Source organism: Caulobacter sp. DWR1-3-2b1, assembly GCF_049895765.1.
In the GTDB taxonomy this organism is placed as follows: domain Bacteria; phylum Pseudomonadota; class Alphaproteobacteria; order Caulobacterales; family Caulobacteraceae; genus Caulobacter.
Genome location: NZ_JAFCSZ010000005.1, coordinates 194,177 through 206,551, shown reverse-complemented (window position 1 = coordinate 206,551; position 12,375 = coordinate 194,177). Strand labels below are relative to the sequence as shown.

The following is a 12,375-nucleotide window of genomic DNA, read 5'->3' as shown; positions in this document are numbered from 1 at the left end:
CCTCAGCCCTTTGCCGTCAGGCATAGGTCCAGATGCGTGCCCTTGTCGTCCTCGACATGGCGGTTCCAGGCCGCGTCAACCTGGGCGATGACTTGAGCGGCTGTGTCGCCAACCACGAGTTCACGTTTTTTCTTGCGATGCAGGATTTCGACGCTGTAGCCGAGGTCGAGGAAGAAGGTCAGCAAGGCCGACCCGTCCGCGCCGGAGATCTCGCTCTGGAAGCGCGGCGAATATTCCAGGAAGGTGATCGGCTTCTGTTCGGCCATCAGGGCCCGGGCGCCCATGAAGGCGCGATATTCCATCCCTTCGATGTCGATCTTCAGCACGTCGACCTTGCCGAAGTCGGCGCGCAAAAGGTCCAGAGGCACGACGGGCGCGATGTCGAACGCGTCCAGGTCCTCGGGGATGCCGTCGGTGGGCGGTTCCATCTGGAAGTTGTTGTGCACGGTCTGGCGGCGCAGATATTCCGTGCCCAGGCGATCGGACACGCCGACCAGCAGTAGCTGCATGTTGGTCACGCCGCTGGCCTTGGCGCTTTCCAGCAGCACCCGGCCGTTGCCGGCGCTCATCTCGATCGCAATGACCTTCCCCGTCGCGCCGACCTTCCTGGCGGCCGGCAGGGCGAAAGCGCCCCAGCTAGCCCCGACGTCCAGCACGGTCATGCCGGGCTGGAGGGTCTGAAGAAAATAGTCGAGCACCCAGGGCTCGTAGTCCTTGCCGTCGTCCAGCTGGCGCGTGATCACCCAGTGTTCGGGCATCCAGAACGCGCAGCCGCGGAACTTCACTTCCATCAGGGTCGGGGCCACGCCGGCCGGCAGTTCGATCGGTCGACGCTTCTTGCGGAACAGGCCCATGATCGTCCTCGTCGGCGACGCGAATTTCCCTCGCGCCCTGTGCTAGCGGGTAACTATCCGATTTTCGCCGTCCCGCCATACTCCCCAAGGCTGGGGGAGGCGGTGAAATCGCCGTAACCCGCGCCGTGGGTTCTCGACAAGGCCGGCGATAGACCCCAACTGTATGGCCTGGTTAAGGGCTGGGAGCCGCCATCGTGATCCGGACGATCCTCAATATCCTTTGGTTCATCCTGGGCGGATGGCTTTCGGGCCTGCTGTGGCTGCTGGGCGGCCTGATCCTGGCCATCACCATCGTTGGCCTGCCCTATACGGGCGCGGCGTGGCGCATCGCCGGCTTTGCCTTCTGGCCGTTCGGCAAGGAGATCGTCAGTCGCGAGATTGTCGCCGGCAAGAGCGACCTGGGCACCGGCCCCCTGGGCTTCGTACTTAACGTGATCTGGTTCGTCTTCGCCGGCTGGTACATCGCGCTCAGCCATCTGATTATCGCCTTCGCCGAGGCGATCACGATCATTGGCATCCCCTTCGCCATCAAGGACTTCCAGTTGGCCCTCATCGCGCTGGCTCCAATCGGCCGCGAGGTGGTGGAGGTTCGGCGATAGGCGTCAGAAGCCGGTGAATAGACGGTCGAGGGCGCGACGGATTTCGTCTTCGTGCTCAACGACGGAGCCGACGCGACCGCCGACAAGCCGGACATCGACGGCGACGAGTTCGCCAACGGAAAGGACATAGCCGTTGCCCTGAAAGGCGATCGAAAGGCTGACCTTCGTATAGACTTGGCGCCCGTCGCCACGCAGCATCGGCGCCACCAGAACTGTCGGCATCGCCTCCAGCAAGTGGGACTGCATCACCACGACAAACGGCGCATAGAGTCTTGACGCCGAAATATTGTGACGGACTTCGAACTGCCGCACCTACCAAGTGCGCATGTCGTCGCCGAAAGCGCCGTATCTGTCGATGCGTTCCTGATGATCGCGGATCGCCTCTGCGTTCTCCTCCGCCCACCGCCTCGCCCGTTCCTCGGCGCCGGCGGGATCGACCTTCTGCAGATGCAGGCGGAGCTGGGTTTCGCTCAGGCCGGCGACGGAAAGCCCTAGCCGCTGGGCCTGGGCCAGCAGTTCGGCGTCAATTTCGAGATCGCGTTGCGGGGCGTCCATGGGCCGCGAGCGTATCATCCCTCCTCATCCTCCGACAGCAGCACGTCCAGGATGGTCTGGCGGCGGTTGAGGAAGCTGCGGGTCACCGTGACGTGGTCGAGGTCCTCATACTCCACTCGCTCCAGACCGCGTTCGGAGGTCTCGTAGATCCACGCGTCGGTATAGCCGAGAATGATCGGCGAATGGGTGGCGATGATCAGTCGCGACCGGGCCAGCACCAACTGGTGCAGCTTGGCCAGAAACGACAGCTGCCGACTGGGCGACAGGGCGGCTTCTGGCTCATCGAGGATATAGAGGCCGTCGCCCTCGAAGCGATGATCTCGCCATGTGACCGCTCATGCAGCCCCATCTGGCCGCGTCGGCTCGTGCCGGAGGCTTCCAGATAACTCGCCGTGGTGAAGAAGCTTTCGGCGCGCAAGAAATAGCCGTCCCTGGCTTTGATCGGCGCCCGGACGGGTCGCACGAACTGGTGTAGCGGCGAATGCGACTCTCGGGTCGAGTAGCGATGGTCCTTTGACCCGCCTTCGGCATTGAAGCCCCACGCCACTGCCAGAGCCTCGATCAGGGTCGATTTCCCCGAACCGTTCTCACCGACCAGAAAGGTCACACGTGGATGGAAGGCGATGCTCTCCAGACCACGCAGCACCGGCAGGTTGAAGGGGTAAGCCTCCGGATCCCAGCCTTCACGGCGCTGGATCAGAGCTTCGATCCAATAGGGACGGCCGAGCACGGTCATCTAAAGTTCCCGATACGTTCCCTCGAAGATTGCACATCGGGCGATGTTTGCAATCGAAAGTCGCACCTTGAAGAACGGTCAGTCCGGTCTATCCGGCCGACCAAATGGCCAGCGCAGAACACCAGCGGCCCAGAGCGGCGCCCAGATGAGGAGCGGCTGCAGGATCAACAGTCGCGGGGCGTGATACCACCAGGAACTGGGCAGCGGCGGCGCGGAGACGCCGCTCAAGGCGTGATAGATATTGGCCGGCCAGACGCACAGCGCGTACAGCGCCAGCATGATGCTCGCCAGCCGGCGTGTTCGGGGGATCAGCAGTCCTGCGGCGCCGGCGATCTCGCAAAGACCGGTCAGGATCACCACTTCGCGCGGAAACGGAACCAGCGGCGGCATGATCGACAGGAAGCCGCCGCTGGACACGATGTGCAGGACGCCGAACGGCGCATAGATGGCCGCGATCAGCAGACGGGTGCAACCACGGGCATCCATGCGATCAGCCGGGCGAGATCATGTTTTCCGGGCGCACATATTGGTCGAACTCCTCGTTTGTCAGATAGCCGCCGCCGACGGCTTCCTCGCGCAGGGTGGTGCCGTTCTTGTGTGCCGTCTTGGCGATCTTGGCGCAGGCGTCGTAGCCGAGCTTGCCGTTCAGGGCCGTGACCAGCATCAGGCTATTTTCGACGCCCTTCCTGATGTTGTCGATGCGCGGTTCGATGCCGACGACGCAGTTGTCGGTGAAGCTGATCGCGGCGTCTGCCACCAGGCGCACTGACTGCAGGAAGTTGTATGCCATCACCGGGTTGAAGACGTTGAGTTCGAAATGGCCCTGGCTGCCGGCGAAGGTCAGGGTCGAGTGGTTGCCAAACACCTGGGCGCAGACCTGGGTCAGGGCTTCGGACTGGGTCGGATTGACCTTGCCCGGCATGATCGACGAACCAGGCTCGTTCTCCGGCAGGGCCAGTTCGCCGAGGCCGGCGCGCGGGCCTGAGCCCAGGAAGCGGATGTCGTTGGCGATCTTGAACAGGCTGGCGGCAACCGTGTTGATGGCCCCGTGGGTGAAGACCATGGCGTCGTGGGCGGCCAGGGCCTCGAACTTGTTCGGCGCGGTCGTGAAGGCAAGGCCCGTGACGGCGGCGATCTTCTCAGCGACCAGTTCGGCAAAGCCGACGGGAGCGTTCAGGCCGGTGCCGACGGCGGTGCCTCCCTGGGCCAGCTGCATCAGCATCGGCAGGGTCATCTCGATGCGGGCGATGCCGTTCTCGATCTGCTGGGCGTAGCCGCCGAACTCCTGGCCCAGCGTCAGGGGTGTGGCGTCCTGGGTGTGGGTGCGGCCGATCTTGATGATGTCCTTCCACTCGGCGGCCTTGGCGGCCAGGGCCTTGTGGAGGTGCTTGAGGGCGGGCAGCAGGTCATGGACTACCTGCTCGGCACACGCGATGTGCATGGCCGTCGGGAAGGTGTCGTTCGACGACTGGCTCATATTGACGTGGTCGTTGGGATGGACTGGCTTCTTGGAGCCCATCTCGCCGCCCAGCATCTCGATGGCGCGGTTCGAGATCACCTCGTTGGCGTTCATGTTCGACTGGGTGCCGGAACCGGTTTGCCAGACCACCAGCGGGAAGTGATCGTTCAGCTTGCCTTCAATGACCTCGTTGGCGGCTGCGACGATGGTCTCGGCGACCTTCGGATCCAGCTTGCCCAGAGCCAGATTGGCTTCAGCGGCGGCGCGCTTGACGATCCCAAGCGCCCGCACGATCGGCAGGGGCTGCTTTTCCCACCCGATCTTGAAGTTGCCGAGCGAGCGCTGGGCCTGGGCGCCCCAGTAGCGGTCGGCGGCGACTTCGATGGGGCCGAAGGTGTCGGTCTCAATGCGCGTGGCGGTCATGCGGCGGGTCTCCGGAAAAACGGTCGAGCGCGGTCTAGACCCAAGGCGGGCGCAGAGCAACGTCGTGGTTGCGATATGGCGCGCACGGCCTTACGGCTCGCCAATCCGGCTGGTTGGAGATGCCCATGAGCCCGCACATCGCCCTGCTGCGCGCCGTCAATGTCGGTGGCCGCAAGGTCCTTAAGGACGACATGCTGGGCCTGGCCAGGGGCCTGGGTTTCGACGACGCCAGGACGCTGCTGGCCAGCGGCAATCTCGTGCTGTGGGGCGCGGCGGAAGGCGGCGAGGCGTTGGAGAAGCGGCTGGAGGACGGGCTCGAAAAGCGCATGGGCCTGCGGACCGACTTCATGGTGCGCTCGCCGGCCGAACTGAAGGCTGTCATCGCCGCCAATCCTTATAAGGAACAGGCCAAGACCCGACCTAACCACCTGCTGGTCAACTTCCTGAAGGCGCCCATCGCCCAGGCCGATGTCGAGATCCTGCGCGCGGCGATTACAGGGCCGGAGACGCTCCAGGCGATAGGACGCGAGCTCTATATCGATTTCCCGATCGGCATGGCTGACTCGCTGCTGGACCGGGAATGGAAGAAGACCAAGCGCCAGCCTGTAGGCACGGCCCGCAACTGGAACACGGTTCAGAAGCTGGCGCAGATGGTGGGCCTGTGACCCTCAATCTCGACGGACAGGACTGGACCCACCACGGCAAGGTCCGCGCCCGCGAGGTCGGCGGCGAACTGACCCTCGTCGTCGATGGCCTGACGACCCAAGGCAAGTACTACAAGCCGCTTATCTACGAGTTCTTCCGCAAGGTCTGGCGCGGCGCGCGGCCGGCCTGGGGCGAATTCGAGGTCGACATCTTCATGGAATATGTCGGCGAGCCGCCGTGGATGGACCTCGACAACCTGGCCAAGGCGCTGCTGGACTCGATCAAGGGCTATGCCTTCCACGACGACGCCCAGGTCGGCCGGCTGCTGGTGGAGCGCCGGCCGGGGGATCGCGAGCGGATCATCATCCTGGTGCGAAAGCGCGCCTCAGGCCTTTTGCGGCGCACGCTCGAAGGCTGAGGCGGCCAAGGCTGTGAACAGCACCATCAAGAAGGCGCCATAGCGGCCCAGGCTGACCGGGTCGGCGGAGGGCATCAGCATCTCGAACTGGCCGATCACCACGGCGCTGGCCATCAGGCCGGGCGCGGCGAAGGTCAGCATCGGCAGCATGCGCTTGCCCCGCCTGACGTGGCGCAGGCGCGCCGCAGCGTGGAACACGAAGGTCACGAAGGCCGCCGCTGCGAAGGCGTTGATCGCATAGAACCAGAAGGCGCTCTCCAGAACCCCGCCTCCGAACGCGGCGTAAAACGCCGTCGCCGCCAGCCAGGCTCCAAGACCCGCTCCGCCAAATATCAAACCGTCCTGCTTTGACACGTCGTCCCCTCCCAAAGGTCTTCCCATGGGAGAACAGTGCAATTCCAGCGCCGGTTCTGGAGCGGATCAGCCGCTCCAGGGCAGCAGGAAATTCCATAGTGTCAGCAGGATCGTCAGGGCGGTGTAGAGCAGGGCGGTGCAGGTGAAGGCTAGCTTTCGCAGCGTGGTCCAGCTGTCGACCCGCCGTCCGCCGCGCCAGACTACCGGAGCCATGACCAGGGTGACGGCGGTCAAGACGCTGGCTACCAGGGCGCAGGCCGAGGCGATTACCAACCAGCCACTCGGCCAGCCATAGAACACCCAGGCGATGTCGCCAGACTTGGCGGCGAACACGCCCACGCAGCACAGGGCGATCAGCCACAGCGTAGCCTGGGTGGTCTGCAGCAGATTGGCTCGGGTCTGGGTCGGGGTCTGGCGCGTCTCGCGACGGTCGCGCATGAACACGCCGGCTAGGGTGGCGATGGCGGCGAAGGCCGAAAGCGACACGATCCAGGTCAGGAGCCCGGCACTCATCGGGAAGCCTATCCGCTCGAATGCCGCGAAGCCGGTCGAGCCATAGAACCGCGTGGCGCGGCCTCCTGCGGTTTCGAAGACCAGGGTTCTGGCGCTGTCGCTTGCCTGAAACACGCCTGGCTTGTCGGTGGCGTTCCACAGGGTGGACTTGCCGTCCGTCAGCATGGCCAGTTGGCCGTCGGGCGTGACGCGCACCTGGGCGCGCTGGGTGATGCGGCCGATAAAGCCTTCTAGGCCGCGATAGGCGCGGCGCGTGCCCAGATAGTCGCCCTCATAGATCCGGGCCGCGTCGGCGCTCAGCGGACGCGCGATGGGGACAGCGGGGCGCGGCGCATAGAAGCGTTCGACGATGGCGGTGGGCACCACCGAAGGCAGCTGGGCGCCGGTGTCGGTGTTCACGGCGATGAACACGCCCAGCCCCAGGTCGGGAACGACGACCATGTTGGAGAAGAACCACAGGGTGGCGCCGTTATGGCCAAAGCCGCGGCGACCGCCGGGCAGGGCGATGTCCTGGAAGCCGGCGTTCCAGCCCGCAGCTTCCGGAGCAGGTTGATACATGGGCGTGCGGAAGGCCTGGGCGGTGCGCGGCGAATAGATCGTCTTGCCGTCGATCGTGCCATTGCCCAGCAGCAGCATCATGTAGCGGCTCATGTCCGCCGCCGTCGACGACGCGCCGCCCGCCGGGGCGATCTGGCCGGTCATTTCGGCCGGCTGCTCGCGCCAGCCAAGCTGCGTCCAGCGAAAGCCCGCCGAGCGGTCGGCGGCGAGGGCAGGGGCCATCGGCGCGGGCAGGCCGTCGCTCCATGGGTGGGCGTCCCGGAAGGTGGTCCGGGTCATGCCGGCCGGGAAGATGATCTCCTCGGCGACCAGCTGCTCGAACGGCTTGCCGGTGACATTGGCCACGGCGGCGCCGGCCAGGGCCACGCCATAGTTGGAATAGGCCGGCAGGGCGCCGGGCTCGCGCACGCGGCGCGGTCGCTCTTGGCGCAGATATTCGTTCAGGGGCCGGACGCGCTTCCAGTCGTGCTCGAACAGCTGGCCCATGGCCCGGTCCTCAAACCCTGCCGTATGGGTCATCAGGTGGCGAAGCTGGACAGGAGCCTGGTCCTTGCCGCGCACCTGCAGAGACTCGGGCAGGTAGAGGTTCACCGGACCGTCCAGCCGCATGCGGCCGGCCTCGATTTCGTTCATCAGGGCGATCCAGGTGAACGTCTTGGAGATCGAGGCAATACGGAACAGGGTCCTGTCGGGATCGACCGCGCGGCGCTCCTTGAGGCTGGCGACGCCATAGCCCTTCTTCAGCACCACCTGGCCGTTCTGGACGACGGCGATGGTTACGCCGGCGATGTGGTCCTCGACCATGCTGCGGCGAACGAGGCCGTCGACGAAGGCTTCAAGCTCGGCGGGCGGCAGGGGCGTGACGCCGGCGACGGGCGGAGCGATGGGCGCAGCGGGCGCGACGACCGGCCCGCTGACCGTCTGGCGGGGCGCGGCGGGTCGGGGCCGGGGACGACGGCGCAGGCTGGTATAGGGTTTGGGGCCTTCGGATACCGAGGGCGCGATGGGCTCGGACTGAGGCGGCGGCGCGGGTTCCTGGGCCTGGGCGAGGCTCGCCGACACCAGAAAACCGATCATGGCCGCGATCAGAGCGGCTCTGGACGAAAAGCGCGACGTCAAGGCCGACCCCTCAGGCTGAATGACTTCAGCCGACTTCTAGGGCGCCTCGCAGCGCGTTCAAAGGCCGGCGTGCGCTATTGGCGTCTATTGCTGGGGAGACTCTCACGGCGATCCGGATTTGGTCCGTGCGAACGCATAGAGCGGCAGCAGTGGTCGCAGGGCCGCGCCGATCCAGACCTGGGGCTCGGAGGCTGGTTCCGCCCCGACCTCGACCTCCTTTCGCGCCACGCAGGTCTGGACCGCCGCGCCCAAGGCGATGAAGTCCGTGGCCTGCCGCGCGGACGACAGGAAGCAGTCGTCGAAGAACGGATATTTGTCGCCCTCGCCGCAGCCGAACGAGGCCCGGTCGGGGCGGGCGGCGGTCAGGATCATGCGGTCGGGCTTCCTCAGCGCCGGAACAAACACGCCCGAGAAACAGGCCGAGATCACCACCACGGTCGGGCGCGAGGGGCAGGCGTCGGCGATCAGGGCCGCCAACTGCTGCGGTCGCAGCAGGTCCTCGCCCAGCAGGGCGCCCTCGGGGCCGCCATGCGAGCTGATATAGAACAGGCAGCCGGCCTTGGTCGTTCGGGCGCTTTGCTTGAGGCCGGCGTGGACCGAGCGCGCGTTAGAAGGGCCTGGTGCGACGGCGGGATAGCGGGCCGGCCGCACAGAGAACTGGCGCACTGCGGCCGGATCGAAACCGATGTCGGTCAGGGTGAGGGCGACGTCTCGCCGGGCGTTGTCGAAGGCCTCGGTCGAGGCGCCGGAGTTGGCGCGCCAATCGCCGGCCACGACGACGGCCGACCAGCGGGAGAACGGCGCTTCGGCGAAGGCCGGTCCCAAGGGAGCGAACGACGTCAGGGTGAGCAGGAGAACGCTGACAAGAATGCCCGCCGTGCTCCGCATAGCCGGCTCCTATTTCTTGAACCGGTCGAAGGGGGTCGGGATGGCGGTGCCGGAGGCCTTGGCCAGCAGCCGGCCCTCGCCGTCGTAGAGCTCGCCCTCGGTGAAGCAGACGGTCTTGCCCCACTTCACCACCCGCCCGACGGCGCGCAGAGGCCCGGGCATCGCGGGCCTCAGGAAGCTGGTCTTCATCTCCAGCGTCGGGACGACGTGGGTCATGCCCGAACTGATCAGGCCAGCCACCGACATGCACTCGTCCAGCATGGCGCAGACATAACCGCCCTGGATCTGGCCCATCGGGTTGCACAGCAGGTCGGCGCGCGCCTCGAAGCCCACCTCGACCTCGCGGTCGGCCTGGCGAACGGCCAACAGCTGGAAGCCAAGGGTGCGCGAGCCCGAAGGCTGGCTCTTGGACGCGCGGAAACGCTCGAGGATCTCCTCGTCGGTCAGAACCCTGGATTCGTTCGCCGCGACGTCGCTCACCCGCTACTTCTTCCGGAACTGGTCGAGGGAAATGATCTTCGGCGCGTCCTCGCCGCCGCCCTCGGTGGGGGCGTCTGGCTCGGGCTCGACGGTTGGTTCCGGCGGAACCACGTCGGGGGCCTCGAACTGCAGGGCGAACTGCACGGACGGATCGTAGAATCGGGTCACGGCCGCATAGGGCACCGACAGGCGCTTGGGCTGGCCGCCGAACTTCAGGGTGACCGAGAAGAAGGTCTCGCCCGGCGCCAGGTCCCAGTACTGGTGCTGCAGGATGATGGTCATCTCGTCGGGATATTTGCCCAGCAGGTCCTGCGGACCTGACACGCCGGCCGCCTGGGTCTTGAACGTGATGTAGAGATGATGCGGCTCGGGCAGACCGCCAGGAGCCGCCGCCTTCTTCAGGGCCGCCTTCACGACGCCGCGCAGGGCGTCCTGGGCCATGGCCTCGTATTGCATAAGGTCTTCAGGCGGATTGGTGGGGGCCATTGCGGTCCGTCTAGAAACTGGGGAACTGAAACAAGACTCCCAGCGTAGCGCGTCACGGCCCCCGGGCAAAGATGCGGGAAGCGGCGCCGACGGCACAAATTTTGGGAATGGTTAAAGTGGAGGGATTCTGTTGGCAGGCTCCCCCATTCCTTCTCGAAGAGAGAGGAGGGAGCCCCGGCTGCCACTTGTGGAAAGTGGATGGATTCTGTTGGCAGGCTCCCCCATTCCTTCTCGAAGAGAGAGGAGGGAGCCCCGGCTGCCACTCGTGGAAAGTGGAGGGATTCTGTTGGCAGGCTCCCCCATTCCTTCTCGAAGAGAGAGGAGGGAGCCCCGGCTGCCACTTGTGGAAAGTGGAGGGATTCTGTTGGCAGGCTCCCTCCGGGCCCCGCCTAAGGATCTGAACCCCTAGGACTTAAGAGGCGAATTCGCTAGCACCGCATTACGCAGCGATAGCGAACTCTTCAGCGAAGTTATCGTTCGCAGTTAGTTTGGCGGCCCGATACGGTGAGCCACGCCGAGAGAAAGCATTACACCTTTACACGTCTGTCGATGCTGATCGGCCCCATGCAGTCCCATGATAACTTGGGAGAGATTGGTGGAGCCGCCGGGAATCGCACCCGGGTCCAGTCCGTTTATTACGTGCGCGTTTATCCCCATAGTCCGGCCGAGACCGGACATTCACAATATAGGGGGTTCGCGCTCCGGATGGAAGGCTCGTCAGCGTCTTCTTCACCAATGCTGAGGCGGCCATCGGCCAGACGGCCCGTGGCGACGGCCCCGGAGCCTTCGAACAGCTTCAGTTTTTCGCCGACCAGCACATAGACGCAGGTGAAGGCTTCTCGCAGCGTGGCGTGGCGTTCGCGGAACGAGCCGTCCAGGCGAAGCTGAGGCTGATGCGTCCATCGGGCGAGGACCAGATGCCGGAAACGGGAGTGTGGGCGATCATTGGGCGCTCCTCCATTCTGTGTGGGCGGCGGGAGAGGGCGGAATGGCCGAAACGGCGACGATCGTGGCTGCGCCGGCCATCAGGGCGGCGGCGAACCAGCGCGGCGCCGCGACCGCCCGGCGGGGCGTGTGGCGGGTCATGCAAAGGACTCTGAATTGGGGGCGGGCCGCGTTGCGGCGGAACAAGGCCACTATGACCGACGGCGCTCGAAATCCGATAGATCAATGGTCCGCGTTGATTGCTCGATAATCCGAGATGCCGTTCGAACGCGTGACGTTGAACGGCCCTTGAGCTAGGTCAATCAATCAAGGGATTTGAGATGGACGCACGTGAAAAGCTCGCGGCGCTGATTGAACGATTCACGCCTGAAGAGGGCGTCAACGAGACCTGTTGCGGGCCTCGCATGAGCCTGTATCGCGCCACGAGGCCAAGTGAACCGGTCCATGCGGTGCATGAGCCCTCGCTATGTGTGCTGGTTCAGGGCCGCAAGCGGGTTCTGGCCGGTGACGCCGTGCATCATTATGGCTCGACCAACTACTTCCTGGCAGCGGTGGATGTGCCGGTCGTGGGGCAGGTGATCGAGGCCTCGCCCGAGGCGCCCTATCTGTGTTTCCGCATGAGGCTGGATCCTGCGGTGATCAGCGAGCTGATGATGGAGGCAGGCCTAGCGGCGCGGCTCGAGGCCGAGGCTTCAACGGCCTGCGGTCTTGCGGTCGGCCTGCTGAACCCGGCGTTGATCGACGCCACGATGCGGATGGTGCGCCTTCTGGAGAGCCCAGAAGACGCGCCGATCCTGGCCCCGCTGATCGAGCGCGAGATCCTGTATCGCGTCATGACCGACGAGCATGGCGCGCGCCTGGCCCAGATCTGCCGCGCCGACGGCCGCCTGCGCCAGGTCAGTCGCGCCATCGGCTGGATCAAGCGCAACTACGACCAGCCTTTTCGCATCGAAGCGGTGGCGGAAGAGGCGCGGATGAGCGTCTCGACCCTGCACCAGCACTTCAAGGCGGTGACGGCGCTCAGTCCTCTGCAGTACCAAAAGCAGCTTCGTCTGCAGGAGGCGCGCCGGCTGATCCTGATCCAGCACATCGACGCCGCGGCGGCGGGACACGCTGTCGGCTATTACAGCGCCTCCCAGTTCAGCCGCGAATATGCGCGGCTGTTCGGAGCCCCGCCTTTGCGAGACGCCGCCCGGCTGAGGGATTGTCCGGCCATGGTGATGGAAGCCTACAGGCCTTTCCGACCTGATGAAGCCTCAGGTCGGAAAGGCCTGTAGCCCAGTTCGCGGGCGGGGGGCGGGCGCTGTCAACCTGTGCTGCATCGCGGGCGGCGTCGCCAAGGG

17 protein-coding genes and 1 other RNA gene are annotated in these 12,375 nt (G+C 65.4%); 4 read left to right on the top strand and 14 right to left on the bottom strand.

The genetic code is table 11. The features are described from left to right. Positions 1 to 2: 2 nt before the first annotated feature. On the bottom strand, positions 3 to 854 hold the full coding sequence (locus tag ACP69S_RS07525) for an FkbM family methyltransferase (protein ID WP_425995952.1): 852 nt from the start codon (positions 852 to 854) through the stop codon (positions 3 to 5). A 194-nt stretch (positions 855 to 1,048) separates the two neighbouring features. On the opposite strand from ACP69S_RS07525, the gene ACP69S_RS07520 reads away from it, so the two are divergent. Beyond that, the gene (locus ACP69S_RS07520) at positions 1,049 to 1,453 is read left to right on the top strand and encodes a YccF domain-containing protein (protein ID WP_425995951.1); all 405 of its coding nucleotides are present in this window, start codon (positions 1,049 to 1,051) and stop codon (positions 1,451 to 1,453) included. A gap of 3 nt (positions 1,454 to 1,456) precedes the next feature. Here ACP69S_RS07520 and ACP69S_RS07515 read toward each other — a convergent pair whose 3' ends face one another. The 6 genes from ACP69S_RS07515 to fumC form a co-directional block, all read right to left on the bottom strand. After that, on the bottom strand, positions 1,457 to 1,765 hold the full coding sequence (locus ACP69S_RS07515) for a CcdB family protein (RefSeq protein ID WP_425995950.1): 309 nt from the start codon (positions 1,763 to 1,765) through the stop codon (positions 1,457 to 1,459). Continuing rightward, entirely contained in the window at positions 1,766 to 2,026 is a 261-nt protein-coding gene (locus tag ACP69S_RS07510) for a type II toxin-antitoxin system CcdA family antitoxin (RefSeq protein ID WP_425995949.1), read from the bottom strand. Then, a complete protein-coding gene (locus tag ACP69S_RS07505) occupies positions 2,023 to 2,226 on the bottom strand; it encodes a hypothetical protein (RefSeq protein WP_425995948.1) in 204 nt (67 codons plus the stop codon). The genes ACP69S_RS07510 and ACP69S_RS07505 overlap by 4 nt, the downstream gene beginning before the upstream one ends. After that, positions 2,205 to 2,744: an AAA family ATPase gene (locus ACP69S_RS07500; RefSeq protein WP_425995947.1), complete on the bottom strand. Its 540-nt coding sequence runs from the start codon at positions 2,742 to 2,744 to the stop codon at positions 2,205 to 2,207. Before ACP69S_RS07500 ends, ACP69S_RS07505 begins: the two co-directional genes overlap by 22 nt. A gap of 78 nt (positions 2,745 to 2,822) precedes the next feature. Beyond that, on the bottom strand, positions 2,823 to 3,230 hold the full coding sequence (locus ACP69S_RS07495) for a DoxX family protein (protein ID WP_425995946.1): 408 nt from the start codon (positions 3,228 to 3,230) through the stop codon (positions 2,823 to 2,825). Between the two features lie 4 nt (positions 3,231 to 3,234). Beyond that, entirely contained in the window at positions 3,235 to 4,626 is a 1,392-nt protein-coding gene (fumC, locus tag ACP69S_RS07490; protein WP_425995945.1) for a class II fumarate hydratase, read from the bottom strand. Positions 4,627 to 4,751: 125 nt separating this feature from the next. Here fumC and ACP69S_RS07485 point away from each other — a divergent pair, with 125 nt between their 5' ends. Both ACP69S_RS07485 and ACP69S_RS07480 read left to right on the top strand, forming a co-directional pair. Beyond that, positions 4,752 to 5,291: a DUF1697 domain-containing protein gene (locus ACP69S_RS07485; protein ID WP_425995944.1), complete on the top strand. Its 540-nt coding sequence runs from the start codon at positions 4,752 to 4,754 to the stop codon at positions 5,289 to 5,291. Beyond that, on the top strand, positions 5,249 to 5,689 hold the full coding sequence (locus ACP69S_RS07480; protein WP_425995998.1) for a RusA family crossover junction endodeoxyribonuclease: 441 nt from the start codon (positions 5,249 to 5,251) through the stop codon (positions 5,687 to 5,689). Before ACP69S_RS07485 ends, ACP69S_RS07480 begins: the two co-directional genes overlap by 43 nt. On the opposite strand, the gene ACP69S_RS07475 is transcribed toward ACP69S_RS07480, so the two are convergent. The 7 genes from ACP69S_RS07475 to ACP69S_RS07445 all read right to left on the bottom strand — a co-directional run bounded on the left by ACP69S_RS07475 (position 5,657) and on the right by ACP69S_RS07445 (position 11,173). After that, positions 5,657 to 6,043 carry a hypothetical protein gene (locus ACP69S_RS07475; protein ID WP_425995943.1) on the bottom strand — a complete coding sequence of 129 codons (387 nt, stop codon included), beginning with the start codon at positions 6,041 to 6,043 and terminating at the stop codon, positions 5,657 to 5,659. The genes ACP69S_RS07480 and ACP69S_RS07475 overlap by 33 nt on opposite strands. A 66-nt stretch (positions 6,044 to 6,109) precedes the next feature. Then, entirely contained in the window at positions 6,110 to 8,233 is a 2,124-nt protein-coding gene (locus ACP69S_RS07470; RefSeq protein WP_425995942.1) for a serine hydrolase domain-containing protein, read from the bottom strand. Positions 8,234 to 8,335: 102 nt separating this feature from the next. Continuing rightward, the gene (locus tag ACP69S_RS07465) at positions 8,336 to 9,121 is read right to left on the bottom strand and encodes a C13 family peptidase (RefSeq protein WP_425995941.1); all 786 of its coding nucleotides are present in this window, start codon (positions 9,119 to 9,121) and stop codon (positions 8,336 to 8,338) included. Between the two features lie 9 nt (positions 9,122 to 9,130). Further along, positions 9,131 to 9,601 (bottom strand): PaaI family thioesterase, encoded by a 471-nt coding sequence (locus tag ACP69S_RS07460; RefSeq protein ID WP_425995940.1) that lies wholly within the window; start codon positions 9,599 to 9,601, stop codon positions 9,131 to 9,133. Between the two features lie 3 nt (positions 9,602 to 9,604). Then, on the bottom strand, positions 9,605 to 10,087 hold the full coding sequence (locus ACP69S_RS07455) for an SspB family protein (protein ID WP_425995939.1): 483 nt from the start codon (positions 10,085 to 10,087) through the stop codon (positions 9,605 to 9,607). Positions 10,088 to 10,436: 349 nt separating this feature from the next. Beyond that, positions 10,437 to 10,802: a transfer-messenger RNA gene (ssrA, locus tag ACP69S_RS07450) on the bottom strand. Positions 10,803 to 11,029: 227 nt separating this feature from the next. Further along, a complete protein-coding gene (locus tag ACP69S_RS07445) occupies positions 11,030 to 11,173 on the bottom strand; it encodes a hypothetical protein (protein WP_425995938.1) in 144 nt (47 codons plus the stop codon). Between the two features lie 179 nt (positions 11,174 to 11,352). Between ACP69S_RS07445 and ACP69S_RS07440 the strand changes: the two genes are divergently transcribed. Continuing rightward, positions 11,353 to 12,309, top strand: a complete 957-nt coding sequence (locus ACP69S_RS07440) for an AraC family transcriptional regulator (RefSeq protein WP_425995937.1) — start codon at positions 11,353 to 11,355, stop codon at positions 12,307 to 12,309. Positions 12,310 to 12,375: the final 66 nt, after the last annotated feature.